Source organism: Sulfitobacter sp. (assembly GCF_039977885.1).
Lineage (GTDB): Bacteria > Pseudomonadota > Alphaproteobacteria > Rhodobacterales > Rhodobacteraceae > Sulfitobacter.
Genome location: NZ_JBDWCI010000005.1, coordinates 42,444 through 60,654 on the forward strand (window position 1 = coordinate 42,444; position 18,211 = coordinate 60,654).

An 18,211-nucleotide genomic window follows, 5' to 3' on the forward strand; every position below is an offset into this window, starting at 1 on the left:
GCAGGATTAGGCTGCTGGTTCGGTCTTGTTGACCACAGTTGCGATCGTGCTGCGGATCACACGAACCTTTACGCCTTCTGCAATCTCGACTTCCAGCTCGGCATCGTCGTCTTTAACCTTGGTGACTTTGCCCATGATCCCGCCTTGGGTCACAACCTGATCGCCACGGCGCAGTGCTGCAACCATCGCCTGATGATTCTTCAGTTTTTTCTGCTGCGGACGGATCAGCAGGAAATACATGATCGCAAAGATCAGAATAAGGGGGATAAATTGCTCGATACCAGCCATGAAAGTCGTTCCTTTAAGTGCCGCGCGGCGCGTTTGGCCTGCGTGTCTGAAGTCCGGCAGAACCTATGCCTCGGTTAACGGCTTTGCAAGTCGTCGCACCCCAAATACAGCAGCACCCACACAGTTTTACCATCTGTGCGACGGCCCCCTCTATTCTGGCATGAAATAATCAGCCATAAGGCGGCGCATACGATTCAGTTACACAAAGGACAGACAGATGCATGACATTCGTGCCATTCGCGAAAACCCGGATGCTTTTGACGCCGCATTGGCGCGGCGCGGTGATGCGGCGCTGTCGTCCCGAATCCTTGAGCTGGACGGGGCCAGACGCGCCAAAATTCAGGCCGCCGAAGCCGCTGCCGCTGAGGCCAACCGAGCAGCAGGGCAAATCGGACGTATGATGGCCAATGAAGAATTTGAGCAGGCTGACCATCTCAAAAGCGTCGCGTCCTCAAAGAAAAAGGAAGTTGCGGCACTACAGGCCGAAGCCAAGGAGCTGGATGCCCAGCTGACTGATATGCTGGCCCGTATCCCCAACAGCCCCGCCGAAGACGTGCCCGAGGGCGCGGATGAGACCGACAATGTCGAGGTCAAGCGTTGGGGCGATGTCCCCGCCTTTAACTTTAAACCGCGTGAACATTTCGAGCTCGACAGTGTTGCCGCCTCGATGGATTTTGAAACTGCGGCAAAAACTTCGGGCGCGCGGTTTGTCATGCTCAAACGCGGCGTGGCACGCATCCACCGTGCGCTGGCGCAATTCATGCTCGACACGCATGTGGACACCAACGGGCTGACCGAGGTGAACACCCCTGTTCTGGTGCGTGACGAGGCCATGTATGGCACGGATAAGCTGCCCAAATTCGGTGAAGACAGCTATAAAACCGAAGAAGGCATGTGGCTGGTGCCCACCTCCGAGGTGCCGTTGACCTATACCGTCGCGGGTGAGGTGCTGGAAGCTGGCGATCTTCCGCGCCGGATGACCGCGCACACCCTATGCTTCCGCTCAGAAGCAGGATCGGCGGGGCGTGATACGTCCGGCATGTTGCGCCAGCACCAGTTTGAAAAAGTGGAAATGGTCTCGGTCACATTGCCCGAGGAATCTGACGCCGAGCAAAAGCGGATGCTGGCCTGTGCCGAAGGCCTGCTTGAGGCGCTTGGCGTGCCCTACCGCACGGTAATCCTATGCACCGGCGACATGGGGTTCGGCGCGCGCCGCACCTATGACATCGAAGCGTGGCTACCGGGTCAGGATGCCTACCGCGAGATCAGCTCGGTCTCGACCACCGGTGATTTTCAGGCCCGCCGCATGAACGCGCGGTTCAAACCCGAGGGCGGCGGCAAGCCGCAGTTCGTGCACACCCTCAACGGGTCCGGCCTTGCCGTCGGTCGCTGCCTGATTGCGGTGCTGGAAAACGGCCAGCAGGCGGATGGCACTGTGGTCCTGCCCGCGGTGCTTGCGCCCTATCTGGGCGGCAAGACCACGCTGGGGCTGGACGGCACGCTGGTTTAGGACTCTTCCCCGTCTGTGGGTGGTTTGCCAAACAAATGCGGCATAAGATTTTGCAATGAACGGGGGCGGTAGTCATGCCGCCCCTTGATCCGCGCCTCAGCGCTTGACGACAGATCAATCGGATGCCCCGGCCCTGCGCGCCATTTCAGCAGATGCCCTGCGATCTTGTACAACCACGGCGGCTGGCTCAGTGCGAGACTGTTGGACAGCGGATCGGGCGCTGCATCAAGCAAATCATCCGCAGCAATCTCAAGCCCAGCGTCCTGAGCGCCCTGCGCAATCCATGCCAGCGTTTCGCACACAAGCGGCCGCGCTGTTTTCACTGAGCCGCCCACCATGGAATGCGTGCCGACAAACCACTGTTGCTGATAGGGGCGTGTGGCGCTCCGGTCGCCCTTGTTCAGGCCCCCGTCCTCCCGCGAGGCCTCCAGATTGCTCCATAAGGTCGGCTTAAAGAACACCCGCCGTTCGTCCAGCGCCACAGCATGGCGCGCTGCCTTGACCAGCGAGGTAAGCGTGAGATCGTGAAAGCTGTATTTCTTATTCCACAACGTGGCCACCGGACCCAGCAGCGGCGCAGGCAGTCCGAGCGATCCCACCGTATCCCAGACGCCAAGATAGGCGATCTGCACCTTATGATGATTGCCCGGCATCCCCGGCCACGGGTGGGTCAACCGCCACGACAAATCGGCCTCCGACGTCGCCGCATGAGGTGACAGCGACCGGCGCGTTTGCATAACATGCAGCGCGTCAGGATGGTTTTCGGCCCCGCGTTTGCGGTACAATCTGAACGCTTTCTCGACGTTTTCGGCTGTCGGGTCAGCGACAATCCCGCATTTACGGATCATGCCCACCAACGAACGCGCAGTATAGGCACCGCGTGAAAAGCCGAAAACGAAAATCTCGTCACCCGCCTCATACTGCGCACAAAGGGCTGTGTAGGCCCGTTTGATATGCGCATCCAACCCCCAACCGAACGCTCCGCCGCCAAGCTTCATCAATGCCTTGGCCAAAAAGCCAGGGGCTTCGTCGCCTGTGCCGACACCTTCGAAATAATGGGTATGCTGGGCATTGGTTCTGGGGGTACTATCAAACAGGCGCACCACATGGGTGGGCTGTTCGATTGTTGGCGAGTTCCATGTGCCATCGCAGAAAATAGCGATCCGTGCCATTGGCAAAATTCCTTTGTGCTTTATCTTATCGCGCAACCCGAGTGTTCACCAGAAAGCGCCAGATGTCACGTATACCAACCGCCATTTTGGCATTTATCTCGGCAATGCTGTTTGCACTGTCGCCTCTGTTAGTGCCTGGTTTTGGCGGATTTGACCCCGACCGCTTTCCGATTCCGCAGAATAATCCCCCTGTTCAACCGGCGGGCTATGCCTTTGCGATTTGGGGGGTGATTTACCTATGGCTGATTGCGGGTCTGGGCTTTGGTCTATGGAGGCGCCGTGATGATCCGGCATGGCATGCCATGCGACTTGCCTTGATCCCCTCGCTTTTGACCGGAGCGGTATGGTTACCTGTCGCATTGCAAAGCCCCATCTGGGCCACCGTGCTGATCTGGGCCATGCTGGTTCCAGCCCTGCTGGCCCTGTTCCGCAGCCCGCGACAGGACCGTTGGGCAGCGGCCCTGCCTGTGGGGCTTTATGCCGGCTGGCTCAGCGCAGCGTCCTGTGTTTCGCTAGGGCTTCTGGCGGCTGGATACGGATATGCGGATGAAACCACGGCTGCATTAGTGGCGCTTTTTCTGGCGCTGGTGCTTGCCTCCGGGGTGCAAAACCAACTGCGCCGCGCGCCCAGCTATGGCATTGGCGTGATCTGGGCACTTGCTGCTGTCGTTGTACAGAACCTGACGCAAGATATCACCGTCGCAGCGCTTGCCGCAGGGGGGGCGCTGGCCATGATCCTGCCGACCTTCAAGGCGTGGCGCGCCAGCCGATGACCGGCACGCCATCCACCTGCTGATTATCTGCTGCCGTCATTGCGGTTGGCGCCTGTGTGCTTACGCAGCTTGGAAGGCGCGGCCTTTTTGCGGCCCTTATAGGGGTTCGCATCAGATTGACCGCGCATCCACAGCCGGATCGGCGTGCCGGGCATGTCAAAATCAATGCGCAAACCATTGACCAGATAGCGGCTATAGCTGTCTGGCACCTTATCAGGGTGGCTACACATTACCACAAACCCCGGAGGCCGCGTTTTCGCTTGGGTCATGTAACGCATCTTGATGCGCTTGCCCTGCGGTGCAGGGGGCGGGTGCGCCTCCATCATACCGGCAAGCCAACGGTTCAATTGCGCCGTGGTCACGCGGCGGTTCCACATTTCATAGGCACGCATGATCGCCTGGTGCAGACGGTCAAGCCCCCTGCCCGTCTTGGCGGACACTGTAATCAGCGGCGCGCCGCGCAGCTGTGGCAACAGCCGCTCGAAACTCTCTTTGAGCTCTTTCAGCTTGGCCTGACGGTCTTCCTCGATGTCCCATTTGTTCACGGCAATAACCACGGCCCGGCCTTCGCGTTCGGCCAGATCGGCGATGCGCAAATCCTGTTGCTCAAACGGGATCTCGGCATCCAGTAGAACAACCACAACTTCCGCAAATTTTACCGCTCGCAAACCATCGCTGACGCTCAGCTTCTCGAGCTTTTCCTGAACCTTGGCTTTTTTGCGCATGCCCGCAGTGTCAAATATGCGCATCGGCACGGGGGCTGTATCAAACCCTGCCGCCCATTCAGTCGTCAGCGAGATCGCATCGCGGGTGATCCCCGCTTCGGGGCCGGTCAACAGCCGGTCTTCTTTCAAAATCTGGTTGATCAACGTGGACTTACCCGCATTGGGGCGTCCGACAACAGCCACTTGTAACGGGCGCGCGCGGGTGGGCACGCGCACGGCGTCTTCGTCGTCATCCTCATCGACATCCACATCAATTTCCGGCGCATCCTCGGTCGCGCGCTCCGCGAACTGGTCGGCAAGCGGCATCAGCTGCGTGTAAAGATCGCTCATGCCTTCGCCATGCTCCGCTGACAAGCGGATCGGCTCTCCGAGGCCCAGCGAAAAGGCTTCGAGCACACCGGCATCAGCGGCTTTGCCTTCACCTTTATTCGCCGCAACGATCACATGGGCCGAACGTTTGCGCAGGATGTCGGCAAATACCAGATCAGAGGGGGTAATACCCGTCCGGGCATCCACCATAAACAAGCAGATGTCGGCCATATCAACCGCGCGTTCGGTCAAACGGCGCATCCGGCCCTGAAGGCTGTCGTCGGTGACCTCTTCCAGACCGGCGGTATCAATCACGGTAAAGCGCAGATCGGCAAGCCGTGCCGCCCCTTCGCGCAAATCACGTGTCACACCAGGTTGGTCATCAACCAACGCAAGGCGCTTGCCGACGAGGCGGTTGAACAGTGTGGATTTACCCACATTAGGGCGGCCCACAATTGCGAGGGTGAAGGACATCAGGATGCTCCGAAGCGGTCTATAGACACGCGCCATACCGCAAAGCGCTGCGGGGCGAAAGCCCTAGCAGAAATCCCCGCCTCCGCTGATCGGTCTTTAGCGGTAAGCCAGCAGCTCGCCGTTGGCGTTAACCACATATAAAGTCTGGCCTGCAACCACCGGATCCGAGGTCGCACCACCGGGCAGTTCGGTGCTGGCCAGCAAGGCCCCATTGGTCGGGTCATAGCTGCGCAGCAATCCATCGCTGGAGGCAATGATCACACGTCCGCCCGCAACGATCGGGCCGTGATGGGTCATTACTGCACCCTGACGGCGCGGTTTACGTTTGATAAAGTTGGGCAGTTCAACGCCCCAGATTTTGGAGCCATCCGAGGCATCCAAACGCATCAATTCATTAAGCTCGCTCACCGCGAAAACACTATCGCCCGCTGGCCAGACAGGGCCGACAGCCCCCTCCCGCGCGGTCCAGATACGGCTGCCCGAATCCAGCTCAAGCGCGGCGATGCGGCCCGATTGGTTGCCCACATAAACGGTATTTCCCGACACCACAGGCGGTGCAGTGATATCCGAGGTATTGCTCAGGGCGCGGCCAGCGCGTTTACCCACAACGGACGTATCCCAACGGCTCAACCCGCCGCGGCGGAACACCCCCTGAACCTCGCCCGATCCGAATGCAAAGACTGCGAATTCATCGGTCACAGCAGGTGCCGGCGCACCAAGAACATTGCCCAGAGACTCAGACGTGTTGAGCTCCCATGCCACAGTGCCATCATAGCGGTTAATCGCAAAACCGGTGTTATCGCCTGCCAAAACATAAATCAGATCGCCGGAAACCGCCGGTGCGCCAGTGCTGCTGCCGCCCAGTTGTTGCGTCCAGCGCACCGCCCCTGTGGTCGCATCAAGCGCCGTCAGCACGCCAAAACCGGTGGCGGCATAGACCGTATCGCCAAAGACAACGACGCCACCTCCTGTGGCATCGCCCTCTTTATCGCGCGGCGGCCGCAGATCGGCCTGCCATAGCGTCGCCCCTGCGGTTGAGGTTGCAGTGATCACAGACTGCGAATCCAGCGTGAAAATCCGCCCCTGCGAGACAACCGGCGCTGCGGTGATGCGGAATTTGCGGCTGTCGCCATTGCCGATATTGGCAACCCAGCGCAGCGTTGGTGCCGCGGCCAGCGCCGGATGGTTGACACGCGTGGCAGGCGTGCCCGTCGTCTGTGTCCAATCCGCGTTTACCCGTGTGGCAGGTAACGAAATCGCCCGCGTCTGATTGCCTGCGAATGCAACCGGACCGCTTTGGTCAACGCCACCATCAGACAGGACCGAACGAATGTCTTCGCGCTGCCCCGGCAGAACAACCTCCGGCTCGCTACAGGCTGCCAAGAAAGCAGCGCCGCCCAGAAGGCCCGCAACAACAGCGCGCCGTGCCGACCACTGCTTGCGCTGCATGGAAAAGCTGAAATGTGTCATGGCCTGCTCACTCTGGTCTGGTTCTGCACCCTTGCACCGTCTAGGCGGCACACACAGGCGCGGCATCGTTATCCGTTATTAATATTCGTCGGGGCCGATGTCAGATCTGGCTCACCACCCAAGGCCACAATCACCTGCAATGCACGTTGTTGCAAGTCCGGCGTGACTTCGGCATCGCTCAGGATGCTTTGGTAGATCTCGATTGCGGCTGTGGGGTCTTCTTCCTGAATTGCGATAAGCGCGAGCTGTTCGCGGGCCAGCAAACGCAGGCTTCCGCCTGCGCCCTCAAGGGCCTCAAAGCCCTGCTTGCGCGCAGCGGCATCAAGCGTATCTGCCTGAAGCGTCAATGCCTTGAAGCTCGCGATCTGGCGGTAAACTTCGGGGACATCCCCGTTCAGCGCCACTGCATTGAGGTTTTCCACCGCACTTGCGCGGTCTTCGGCGGATAATTGCTGGGACGCGGCCAGCAATGACAAAACCGCACCGGCTGTGGGGTCGGGCGCATCGAGCGCATCGATTGCCGCAGCGCTTTGCGCCGGATCCTCATTATCGAGCGCGGCCAGAACGGCATCGCCCAATGCTTCGGCTTGTGCGCGTTCCTGCCCGTTGCGGTATTCTGTAAAAGCGGCACCACCAACGATTGCCAGCACCACAAGCACCCCGATCCAGCCATATCGCTTGAGCTTTGCCATCATCTGGTCGCGGCGCAGTTCCTCGGTGACTTCTTCGATAAATCCGTCGCTGTTGCTCATGCGGGCGTGGCCTTTAGCAGTTGTGTTTTGCCTCTCATAACGAAGCCGCCCGCCCAAGCCAAGACCGAAGGCCTTTTCAAAAGCACTTAGCGGTTGCAGCCACACAGGCTGCCTGCGACGATTTACTGCGGGGAAATCCGAATAAATGAACTGGTCGGTTCACTTTTGTTACGCTAGAACTGATCTCAATATCGGGCATCCCCCTATTTTCGGGAGGCTCTTGACTAATTTTATGAGGCTTTGATGCGCATTTTTCCCGTTCTAGCTGCCACCGCCTTGGCTGTGATTTTATACATGGCTGTGATTGAACGGCCTACATTAATGGCACTGATTGGCTCTGCCCCCGAGGCGGAGGAAAATCCTGAGGCCGAGGTCAAGCCTGAGGACGGGGCCGCACTAGCAGGGAAAAAGAAGGTAAAGGTCGTTGTTAAAACGCTTTCTGCCGAACAGATCGACAGCGCCGTCGTGCTGCGCGGTCAGACCGCCGCCGCACGCCAGGTCGAATTGCGCGCCGAAACCACAGCCGTGGTCGTATCCGAGCCGCTGCGCAAGGGCACCCATATTTCCGAAGGCCAAACCATGTGCCGCCTCGAAGAAGGCACGCGGCAATCCGCATTGGCCCAAGCCCGCGCAGAACTGGCCGAAGCAGAATCGCGCGTCCCCGAATCCGAAGCCCGCGTGGAAGAGGCCAAGGCGCTTCTGGCTGAAGCCAAGATCAATCAGAATGCCTCGGCCCGTCTGAATGAGGACGGCTTTGCCTCGACCACCCAGCTTGCCAGCTCGGACGCGGCCGTGGCCGCCGCCGAGGCAAGCGTGAGCTCAGCCCAATCTGGCCTGCGTGCGGCCCGCTCGGGAATTGAGGCCGCAACTGCCGCTGTCGCCGTGGCCCAAGCCGAGTTGGAGCATCTGGTGATCAAAGCCCCCTTTAGCGGCCTGTTGGAAAGCGACACAGCCGAGCTTGGCTCGCTTTTGCAGGCGGGGGCGCTTTGCGGCACCATTATCCAGCTTGATCCGGTCAAATTAGTAGGCTTCCTGCCCGAGACCGAAGTGAACCGCGTGCGCGTGGGTGCAATGGCGCGGGCACGTCTGGCCGCAGGGGGCGGAGAAGTGATAGGGGCCGTGACCTTTATCTCGCGCTCTGCCGATCCGGAAACACGCACCTTCCTGACCGAAATCAACGTGCCAAACCCCGAGCTGAAAATCCGCGACGGGCAAACAGCAGAAATCCTGATCTCTTCGGACGGTGCTATGGCCCATCTGGTGCCACAAAGCTCACTTACCCTGAATGCCGATGGCACGCTGGGCCTGCGCGTGGTGACCCCCGACAACATCGTAGATTTCTATCCGGTCGAGATTATCCGCGACACCGCTGACGGCATTTGGGTGACGGGCCTGCCCGAGACGGCGGATGTGATTGTGGTAGGGCAGGAATACGTCATCAAAGGCGTTGAGGTCGCGCCAACCCCGTGGGAGGTCACACAATGACCGGCATCGTCGATTGGGCCGCCTCGCGCGCCCGAATGGTGCTGGCCTTTATCCTGCTGAGCCTTGTTGTGGGGGCTTTTGCCTACACCACCCTGCCCAAAGAGGGCGAGCCGGATATCGAGATCCCCGCGCTGTTTGTGTCCGTCCCCTTCCCCGGCATTTCCGCCGCTGACGCAGAGACGCTGCTGCTCAAACCGATGGAGACCGAGCTGAGCGATCTGGACGGTCTCAAAACCATGTCCGGCACTGCCGCCGAGAATTACGCGGGCCTCGCGCTTGAGTTCGAATTCGGCTGGGACAAGACCTCGATCATTGCGGATGTGCGTGATGCCATGGGCACCGCCGAGGCGCAGTTCCCTGAAGGTGCCGAGACCTACAGCATCAACGAGATCAACTTTTCCGAATTCCCGATCATCATCGTCAATATGACCGGCCCTGTCCCCGAACGCACCATGGCGCGCTATGCCAAACAGCTTCAAGACGACCTTGAAGGCATGGACGCCGTGCTAGAGGCCGGCATCGCGGGCAGCCGCGACGAAATGCTGGAGGTGCTGATCGACCCGCTCAAGCTCGAGGCCTACAACGTCACCGCGAACGAGCTGATCGAGACGGTACAGAACAACAACCAGTTGATCGCCGCAGGTGAGGTCGAAACCAGCAATGGCGCGTTTTCGGTCAAGATCCCGTCGAGCTTTGATGACCCGCAAGACGTGTATGACCTGCCCGTCAAAACAAATGGCGACCGTGTTGTCACCCTTGGCGATCTGGCGCAGATCCACCTGACATTCGAAGACCGCGAAGGCACTGCACGCTTTGACGGGCAGTCCACGGTCGCGCTTCAGGTGGTCAAACGAAAAGGGTTCAACCTGATTGATACGGCTTCGGCGGTGAAAACCATGGTGGCCGAGCGTAGCGCAGGCTGGCCAGAGGAGCTGCGCACAGCGGTCGAGGTTGGCACCTCCAACGATCAAAGCCGCGTTGTGGATTCGATGGTACAGCAATTGCTTGGCTCGGTGTTCACGGCGATTGCGCTGGTGATGATTGTGGTGCTGGCCGCCCTTGGCATCCGTGCCGCATTGCTTGTGGGTTTTGCGATTCCGACATCGTTTCTGTTGTGCTTTGCCTTTCTGGCGCTGATGGGCATTTCCATCTCGAACATCGTGATGTTCGGCCTGATCCTTGCCGTCGGCATGTTGGTGGATAGCGCAATTGTGGTGGTCGAATACGCCGACCAGCAACAACAAGAGGGCAAAGGCCCGATGGAGGCCTACGTCACCGCGGCCAAGCGGATGTTCTGGCCGGTCATCTCGTCCACTGCGACAACCCTGTGCGCTTTTTTGCCGATGCTGTTCTGGCCCGGCGTCCCCGGTGAGTTCATGGGAATGCTGCCCGTGACGCTGATCTTTGTGCTGTCTGCCTCGCTGGTGGTGGCGTTGGTGTACCTGCCGGTCATGGGCGGCGTGACCGGCCGTCTGGAGCAATGGATGGCTTCCAATATGGAGCGCATCGCATCGCTGCCTTGGTATCTGCATCTACTGCTGTTCCCGGCCGCCTTTGCAATGATCTTTCCCGCGATGGCATTGCTGGCACCCAAGGGCGCGCAATCAGGATTGTTGTTCCAATGGATCAGCGCGAATTTCGCGGCGATGGACGGGTTGGACCTGCTGACTTCGGTGATCCCTACCTTTGCAAAAGTCTTTGCCCTTGTCCTGATCGCTGTGGCGGTATTGCTTGTGGCTTTGGCAGGCTTCATGCTGTTTCTTCTGGCGCTATTTGCCGTTCTGACCCGCATGGGCAAAATCGGCCGCTGGCTCGCCTCAAAGCTGTTTCGCCGCGCGCCCGACCGTATCAACGCAGGCTACAGACGCTCGCCTTTCGGGCGCTTGATTGAATTTATCGTCGGCAATCCGGTGATGCCGCTTGTCATGTGCGGCGTTGTGTTTGTCTTTGTGGGCACCACGCTGATCTTCTTTTCCAACAACTCTAAAGGCGTCGAGTTCTTTGTGGAATCCGAACCAGAACAAGCCATCGTTTACGTTCTGGCACGCGGCAACATTTCATTGACGGAAAAAGATGATCTGTTGCGGCAGGCCGAAGCCATCGTGCTAAAGCACCCCGGCATTGCGACCGCATTTGCCTTTGCCGGCGAAGGCGGTTTGGACAGCAACACAAGTGGCTCATCAGCCCCCAAAGACCTGATCGGGCAAATCCAGTTTGAGACAATCCCTTGGGAGGACCGCGCCCTGCGCCCCGAGCTGGACGGCGATATCGTTGTGGCCGAACTCACAGAACAGCTCTCGGCCATTCCCGGCATCCGGATCGAAGTGCTTGCGCTCTCGCGTGGGCCTGCGTCCGGCAAGCCGGTTCATCTGCGCCTCAAGGGCGACCGCTTTGATGAGCTGATCGCCGCCACGGGCATGGTGCGCGATCACTTTGATACCGTCCCCGGGCTTACGCTTACCGAAGACACCCGCCCCCTGCCCGGCATCGACTGGCAGATCGACGTGGACGTCGAGAAAGCCGGCCAATACGGCGCGGATGTTGTGAGCGTGGGTGCTATGGTGCAGCTGGTCACACGTGGCCTGTTGCTGGACACAATGCGCGTAGATACCTCGGATGAGGAAATCGACATCCGTGTGCGCCTGCCCGAACAGGACCGCTTGCTCAGCACGCTCGACAACCTGAAGGTGCGCACGGCAGATGGTCTTGTGCCGCTGTCCAACTTCATCACCCGCACGCCGGTTCCCAAACTGGCCGAGATCAGCCGCATTGACCAGAAACGTTATATGGACGTGAAAGCCGATGTGACACCGGGTTTGGTAAAGGCGGTAAAAGTATCCCACGGAGGGGATCAGGGCGATGCCCCCGCTACCCTAGCCACCCTGCGCCCTGCAGGGCAGGATGCCGATTTTACTGCCCTTGATGGCACAGGCTACAAGATCACCGATACAACAGCATTGGCCGAGGGGCTGGACCTGCAAGAAGAATACGATTCCTTGCGGTTGCGGCTGGTGCCGATCAACGCAAATGAACGGATCGCGGAGATTTCGAAATGGATCGAAACGGCCGATCTACCCGATGGCATCACCTATGAATGGACCGGCGATCAGGAAGATCAGGCAGAAAGCCAGGCCTTTCTCAGCTCCGCCTTTACCGCGGCCCTTGGGCTGATGTTCATCATCCTGCTGGCGCAGTTCAATTCCTTCTATAACGCCATTCTGGTGCTTCTTGCCGTTGTGCTGTCCACAACTGGCGTGCTGATCGGGATGTTGGTGATGGACCAGACTTTCTCGATTATTATGACCGGTACGGGGATTGTGGCGCTGGCCGGCATTGTGGTGAACAACAACATCATCCTGATCGACACCTATCAGGAGTTCAGCCAATACATGCCGCGGATCGAGGCCATCATCCGCACCGCCCAAGCGCGCATTCGCCCTGTTTTACTGACCACCATCACCACTATGGCAGGGCTTGCCCCGATGATGTTCGGCCTATCGCTGGATTTTGCACAGGGCGGCTATACCATCGACAGCCCCACCGCGCTGTGGTGGAAGCAGCTGGCTACGGCTGTGGTGTTCGGCCTTGGGGTGGCCACGGTGCTGACATTAATGGTGACGCCTTCGCTGTTGGCAATCCGTGTCTGGGCCGCGACCTACGCCCGTTGGATAGCCCATCTTCTGGCGCGCATGTCCATGGGCCGTGCCAGCCGCGCGGCGCGCGATTGGGCATTGCAACGGGACACACAGCGCCGCACCACCAATGAAGTCATCTGGATCGAGGAAAACGATGCCCTCCCCACAGATATCAAACCGGCACATTGAGGTGCGATCACGTGAACGTGATCCCCGTACACTCGCGCAATAACGAAAGACACGTATCACTAGATTTAATAAAATTTTTAAAGGAAACGCTCATGACTTCCTCACTCAAGAATATTGCAGCGGCCACTGCCATTGCCATCAGCGCAACAGCGGCACATGCTGAAATCATCACAAAAACAAGCCCTCATTCTGTAGCTCAAACCATCGACAAGCTCGAAGCGGCCGTCACCGCAGCCGGTGCCACGGTATTTGCCCGCGTGGATCACGCAGCAGGCGCGCAAAAAGTCGACATGGAGCTGCGCCCGACGCAATTGCTGATCTTTGGTAACCCCAAGCTGGGCACACCCGCCATGCTTGACGGGCAAACCGCAGGGCTTGATCTGCCACTACGCGTTCTGGCCTATGCGGATGCCGAAGGTGTTGTGCATGTAGCTTATCACGCACCGGCCGAAATGGCCGCAGTCCACGGCCTGCCTGCGGATGCCCCTTACATCAAAATGATGACAGGTGCGCTCGACAAGCTGACCGGCGCCGCAGTTGCCGAATAAGCCGCAAGCGCGACACATAGGAACGATCCGTCAGCCCCGCCCACCGCGCAGGGGCTGACATCAAAGGCCAACGCTGTGCCTATTCCTCGTTTTGCTGACGATGCCAAAGCTGGGCATAACGCCCATCTTGCGCGAGCAGCGCCTCATGGGTGCCCTGCTCGACCACATGACCGCTTTCCAGCACAATGATCCGATCCGCATCGGCAATCGTGCTAAGCCTGTGCGCAATCGTGAGCACCGTGCGCCCCTGCCCTGCACGGCGCAACGCATCCTGAATTTCATGCTCGGTCTCGCTGTCCAGCGCGCTTGTCGCCTCATCCAGCAACAGGATCGGCGGATCCTTGAGCAAGGTACGCGCAATGCCCACACGCTGTTTTTCACCCCCTGACAGTTTCAGCCCACGCTCGCCCACCGAGGTCTGATACCCTTCGGGCAGCGCCATGATGAAATCGTGGATTTGCGCGGCACGCGCGGCATCTTCGATGTCTTCCTGAGATGCCCCATCGCGGCCATAGGCGATGTTATAGCCGATGGTATCGTTGAACAGCACTGTGTCTTGAGGCACCACGCCAATCTGCCGGTGCAGCGAGTTCTGCGTCACGTCGCGTACATCCTGCCCGTCAATCTTCAGACTGCCCGCATGCACATCATAAAACCGGAACAACAACCGCCCGATGGTGGATTTCCCTGATCCGGTGGACCCGACAATCGCAACCGTTTCCCCCGGCTGCGCAACCAGATCCACACCTTTGAGTATCTGGCGGTCTGCATTATAGGCAAAATGCACATTTTCCAGAACCACCTGACCGCCGGTAACCTGCAGGTCAGGCGCATCGGGTTTGTTGGTAATCTCGGCCGGTTGCTCCAGCAGATCGAACATCTGCCCCATATCCACCAAAGCCTGGCGGATTTCACGGTAGACCGAGCCAAGAAAGTTCAGCGGCACGGTGATCTGGATCATATAGGCGTTGATCATCACAAAATCGCCCACGGTCAAATCTCCGTTCTGAACGCCAACGGCTGCCATCACCATCATCACCACCAGACCGATTGTGATGATCAACGACTGGCCCGCGTTCAACGCAGCAAGTGAATAATTCGTCTTGATTGCGGCTTGTTCATAACCGGCCATCGCGCTGTCATAGCGCGCCGCTTCGCGCTCTTCCGCGCCAAAGTATTTGACCGTTTCATAGTTAAGCAGACTGTCGATCGCCTTTTGGTTGGCATCCGTGTCCTGATCATTCATCTGACGGCGTAGCTTCACGCGCCACTCGGTGACAGCAAAAGTAAACCAGACGTAGACGGCGATCGTCACCCCTACGACCAACAAATAGCTTGCATCAAATTGCAGTGTCAGAATGATCCCTACCAGCGCCAGCTCGAGAATGAGCGGTCCAATGCTGAACAGCAAATACCGCAACAGGAACTCAACACCCTTCACACCCCGTTCAATGATCCGGCTCAAACCGCCGGTTTTGCGGCTGATGTGATAGCGCATGGACAGGCGGTGGATGTGGTTGAAAGTCTCGAGCGCCAGCATCCGCAATGCGCGCTGTGCTACTTTGGCAAAAATGGCATCGCGTAATTGTTGAAACCCCACGCCCATAAGCCGTGCCATGCCGTAGGCGATTGTCAGGCCAATCGCGCCCAATGCCAGCATCGGTACGCCTTCGCCCCCCAGCGCGTCCACCGCGCCACGGTAGAACTGCGGCGTGGCCACTGTCACCAGCTTGGAAACCACAAGCGCCAACATCGCCCAGACTACCCGCTTGCGCACCCATGGCATATCTGCAGGCCACAAATATGGAGCCACCTTGCGCAATACGCGCAGGCTGGATTGCCGTTCCTGTTCGGCGGCAATTTCGGCTTCGGTCATCGCCGGCTTTTGGTCGGCGTCTTTAACAGGAGAGGCGGTGGTATCGCTGGGCATGTAAATTCCTATGCTATCCTTTGGCTACATAGGCCTAATAACCCCCAAGGACCACCTTAGTTCGGCAAATCGAATACCTGCCCGGGATAGATCAGATCCGGATTGCGAATACTGTCGGCATTCGCCTCGAACACCCGCACGAATAATGTCCCGTCCCCATAACGGTCGCGCGCAATTGCCCAAAGGGTTGCTCCCGCCTGCACGGTAACCGCTTTTACGGGGCCATCCTGCCCTTGGGTTGCGGCGGCCAACACCTCTGTTGCCTCGCGCCTGAACGGTGTCTCGACACGGCTGCTGACATCACCCTGCGCGCTGATCTCATCGACCCGCAAGGTATAAACCCCCTCATCCACATTCGGCAGATCACCGCGCCAACGACCATCCGTACCAACCGGCAGCGTGATCACCGAACGGTTATCAAGATAGACGCGGACCTGTGCCGTGTCAGCCTGTGCGCGCCCCGTGAGCTGCACCTCGCCTTGATCCGAATAGCCGATTGTGTCCAATTCCACCGATGTCAGCGCCTCGGGTTGGGCCGATTGCAGCAGGCTTACCCCATCCGCATTTGACTGCAAAACCGCGACCTGCGCAGCGCTGTCTGGTGTATCGGCCTGTGCGGATGGCTCTACCTGATCCGCCACCGCATCTGCGGCAGCGACCTCGACAGGCTCCGGCTCTGCTTTGGGGGTTGGGGCGGGCCCGGCTTCCGGCGCGGGGCGTGTATTGGGGGCAAGGATGATCTCGTCCAGCGAGGCGGTTGTCTCGTTACCGCTTGTGGCAGAGAGGCTGACCACCTGTGCTTCTTTTTTGGGCGGCAATACGGCGATCGCTGCAAATCCGCCTCCGCTATCGGCCGTGGTTGTCGCTACCTCAGCACCGTCCAGAAGGATGCTCACCTCGCTCAGTGGCTCGGCCCGTCCTGCGATCACTGTCGTGCCATCGGCCTCACGGCGCAGCTCGTCAAAGCTGGGGTTTGGTGGGGCGATGATAACGGGCTCTGGGGCGGGTTTCTGTTCAGGCTCAGGGGTATCAATGATGGATTGCGCAACCGGCTGTGGTGCGCTTTGCTGTGGCATCCCGAAACCGATGTAGGCCCCCAACGCCAAAGCGACACACATCCCGCCCCCCGCAAGCATGGCACCTGTATTGCCGCCCAAAGCTGGTCCCGATTTACCCATCCGCTTGCGTCCTTGTTTGCACTGCGCGTACATCGACGCGTTGAGCCTTTGTAGCGGACAGACTATCAAGGGTCAAAATGGCAGCCCCCGCTGTCCGGTTATTCATCAAATGATGCAAGAGGTTCCCATGTCGGTCAAATCAATTTGCGTATTCTGCGGCTCACGCCCCGGTGATACCCCCGCCTTCACCGCCGCCGCCGAGGCGCTGGGAACCGGCATTGCCGCACGGGGGTGGCGGCTGGTTTATGGTGCCGGTGATGTCGGCCTGATGGGCAGTGTGGCCCGCGCGGCCCAAGCCGCAGGCGGTGATACCTTTGGGGTGATCCCCCGGCATCTGGTAGACTGGGAAGTCGGCAAAACCGACCTGACCCGATACATCGTGACCGAAACCATGCACGAGCGGAAGAAAGTCATGTTCATGAACTGCGAAGCGGTGGTTTTACTACCCGGCGGCGCAGGCTCGCTCGACGAGCTGTTCGAGGTGCTGACATGGCGGCAATTGGACCTACATGCGAAGCCGATTTATATTTTGAACACAAACGGATACTGGGATCCGTTAAAGCAATTGATGAACTCGGTCACCGGACATGGTTTTGCCGACGACAGCCTGCTGGATTTCCTGACATGGGTTGATGATGCGCCCGCTGCACTGGACGGGATCGCCACAGATCTCGCACCCGCCTAAGACATAAAAATAGCCCCGCAGCGACTGGCTTGCGGGGCTATTTATTTTCAGGGTCGCTTAATGCTCAGGCGCAAAACGCCCTCAGCCTCACAGGCGGGAAGCGACATTTTCCCAGTTCACCAGATTGTCGAGGAAGTTCGACAGGTAGTCAGGGCGCGCATTGCGGAAGTCGATGTAATAGGAGTGCTCCCAAACATCACAGCCCAGCAGCGCGGTCTGGCCAAAGCAAAGCGGGTTTACGCCATTCTCGGTCTTGGTGACCTTCAGGCCGCCGTCTGTGTCCTTGACCAGCCAAGCCCAGCCCGAACCGAATTGGCCTGCGCCTGCGGCTTTAAATTCATCCATGAATTTCGCAACCGAACCAAAGCTTTCCACCAGTGCTTTTTCAAGCTCGCTTGGCATCTCGGAAACACCGGGGGACATCATTTCCCAGAATTGGTTGTGGTTCCACAACTGGCTGATGTTGTTGAAGATACCGTTTTGCGCAACCGTGTTCGGATCGTAGGTGCCTTTGATGATCTCTTCCAAGGATTTATCGGCCCATGGGGTGCCTTCGATCGCCTTGTTGCCGTTCACAACATAGGCTTTGTGGTGCTTGTCGTGGTGGAATTCCAGCGTCTCTGCGCTCATCCCATGGGCGGCAAGGGCGTCGTGGGCGTATGGCAGATCGGGGAGTGAAAAGGGCATTGGTGGCCTCCTGAGATGTTGAAAGGTATATGGCACATGAAGCGCGTAACGCCTCCGCGTCAAGGGCTGGCAAGCGCAAACTTGCCTTTAGCCCCGCAAGAAGCCCTTCGCGCCCTTACGGATTTCGCAGGTCCCCTCACCTTTGAGCCTGTTGCTATAGCCAACAGGTCTTGCGTAGACGACGATCCCGCCCGTCTTGCTGTCCAATGTGGCCGTAAAACTGAAGGTGGACACGCGTTGGCCGGTACTGTTCTCTGCCCCGTGAATTGCCCATTGCACCTTGATCTTGTCACCACGGCGCTTGGCCTTGGCTTCCAGCGGCTCCCCCACATGGTGAAGGATCAGACCGTCGATCACCTCTACACCGCCCTTGCCATCAAAAATAAAACCCATGCTTTCTG

Annotated in this window: 15 protein-coding genes; 6 read left to right on the plus strand and 9 right to left on the minus strand. The window is 58.9% G+C overall.

Annotated features, from left to right (window positions below; translation table 11 throughout):
* Nucleotides 1-6: 6 nt before the first annotated feature.
* Nucleotides 7-288 carry a preprotein translocase subunit YajC gene (gene yajC / locus ABJM03_RS02285; protein ID WP_348415267.1) on the minus strand — a complete coding sequence of 94 codons (282 nt, stop codon included), beginning with the start codon at nt 286-288 and terminating at the stop codon, nt 7-9.
* Between the two features lie 217 nt (nt 289-505).
* Here yajC and serS point away from each other — a divergent pair, with 217 nt between their 5' ends.
* Nucleotides 506-1,798 carry a serine--tRNA ligase gene (serS, locus tag ABJM03_RS02290; RefSeq protein ID WP_348415268.1) on the plus strand — a complete coding sequence of 431 codons (1,293 nt, stop codon included), beginning with the start codon at nt 506-508 and terminating at the stop codon, nt 1,796-1,798.
* Here serS and ABJM03_RS02295 read toward each other — a convergent pair.
* The gene (locus ABJM03_RS02295; RefSeq protein ID WP_348415269.1) at nt 1,795-2,970 is read right to left on the minus strand and encodes a DUF2235 domain-containing protein; all 1,176 of its coding nucleotides are present in this window, start codon (nt 2,968-2,970) and stop codon (nt 1,795-1,797) included. The two genes, serS and ABJM03_RS02295, sit on opposite strands and share 4 nt — an antisense overlap.
* 62 nt (nt 2,971-3,032) lie before the next feature.
* Here ABJM03_RS02295 and ABJM03_RS02300 point away from each other — a divergent pair, with 62 nt between their 5' ends.
* Entirely contained in the window at nt 3,033-3,743 is a 711-nt protein-coding gene (locus ABJM03_RS02300) for a hypothetical protein (protein ID WP_348415270.1), read from the plus strand.
* Between the two features lie 23 nt (nt 3,744-3,766).
* Here the strand turns inward: ABJM03_RS02300 and der are convergent, their stop codons facing one another.
* From der to ABJM03_RS02315, 3 genes are all read right to left on the minus strand, one after another.
* Entirely contained in the window at nt 3,767-5,251 is a 1,485-nt protein-coding gene (gene der / locus ABJM03_RS02305; RefSeq protein WP_348415271.1) for a ribosome biogenesis GTPase Der, read from the minus strand.
* 96 nt (nt 5,252-5,347) lie between these two features.
* The gene (locus ABJM03_RS02310; RefSeq protein ID WP_348415272.1) at nt 5,348-6,721 is read right to left on the minus strand and encodes a PQQ-binding-like beta-propeller repeat protein; all 1,374 of its coding nucleotides are present in this window, start codon (nt 6,719-6,721) and stop codon (nt 5,348-5,350) included.
* A gap of 68 nt (nt 6,722-6,789) precedes the next feature.
* Nucleotides 6,790-7,473, minus strand: a complete 684-nt coding sequence (locus ABJM03_RS02315; RefSeq protein ID WP_348415273.1) for a tetratricopeptide repeat protein — start codon at nt 7,471-7,473, stop codon at nt 6,790-6,792.
* Between the two features lie 243 nt (nt 7,474-7,716).
* Here ABJM03_RS02315 and ABJM03_RS02320 point away from each other — a divergent pair, with 243 nt between their 5' ends.
* From ABJM03_RS02320 to ABJM03_RS02330, 3 genes are all read left to right on the plus strand, one after another.
* A complete protein-coding gene (locus tag ABJM03_RS02320; protein ID WP_348415274.1) occupies nt 7,717-8,958 on the plus strand; it encodes an efflux RND transporter periplasmic adaptor subunit in 1,242 nt (413 codons plus the stop codon).
* Complete coding sequence (locus ABJM03_RS02325; protein ID WP_348415275.1) at nt 8,955-12,782, plus strand: efflux RND transporter permease subunit; 3,828 nt, start codon at nt 8,955-8,957, stop codon at nt 12,780-12,782. Before ABJM03_RS02320 ends, ABJM03_RS02325 begins: the two co-directional genes overlap by 4 nt.
* Before the next feature lie 92 nt (nt 12,783-12,874).
* Nucleotides 12,875-13,330, plus strand: a complete 456-nt coding sequence (locus ABJM03_RS02330; RefSeq protein ID WP_348415276.1) for a DUF302 domain-containing protein — start codon at nt 12,875-12,877, stop codon at nt 13,328-13,330.
* A 79-nt stretch (nt 13,331-13,409) separates the two neighbouring features.
* Here ABJM03_RS02330 and ABJM03_RS02335 read toward each other — a convergent pair whose 3' ends face one another.
* Nucleotides 13,410-15,206 (minus strand): ABC transporter ATP-binding protein/permease, encoded by a 1,797-nt coding sequence (locus ABJM03_RS02335; protein ID WP_348415333.1) that lies wholly within the window; start codon nt 15,204-15,206, stop codon nt 13,410-13,412.
* Nucleotides 15,207-15,316: 110 nt separating this feature from the next.
* Nucleotides 15,317-16,438, minus strand: coding sequence for a LysM peptidoglycan-binding domain-containing protein (locus ABJM03_RS02340; RefSeq protein WP_348415277.1), 1,122 nt, complete (start codon nt 16,436-16,438; stop codon nt 15,317-15,319).
* 127 nt (nt 16,439-16,565) lie between these two features.
* On the opposite strand from ABJM03_RS02340, the gene ABJM03_RS02345 reads away from it, so the two are divergent.
* A complete protein-coding gene (locus ABJM03_RS02345; RefSeq protein ID WP_348415278.1) occupies nt 16,566-17,123 on the plus strand; it encodes a TIGR00730 family Rossman fold protein in 558 nt (185 codons plus the stop codon).
* Between the two features lie 87 nt (nt 17,124-17,210).
* Here the strand turns inward: ABJM03_RS02345 and ABJM03_RS02350 are convergent, their stop codons facing one another.
* Together ABJM03_RS02350 and ABJM03_RS02355 are read right to left on the minus strand one after the other, a co-directional pair.
* Nucleotides 17,211-17,810 carry a superoxide dismutase gene (locus ABJM03_RS02350; protein ID WP_348415279.1) on the minus strand — a complete coding sequence of 200 codons (600 nt, stop codon included), beginning with the start codon at nt 17,808-17,810 and terminating at the stop codon, nt 17,211-17,213.
* 87 nt (nt 17,811-17,897) lie between these two features.
* Nucleotides 17,898-18,203 (minus strand): hypothetical protein, encoded by a 306-nt coding sequence (locus ABJM03_RS02355; protein ID WP_348415280.1) that lies wholly within the window; start codon nt 18,201-18,203, stop codon nt 17,898-17,900.
* Between the last annotated feature and the right edge of the window lie 8 nt (nt 18,204-18,211).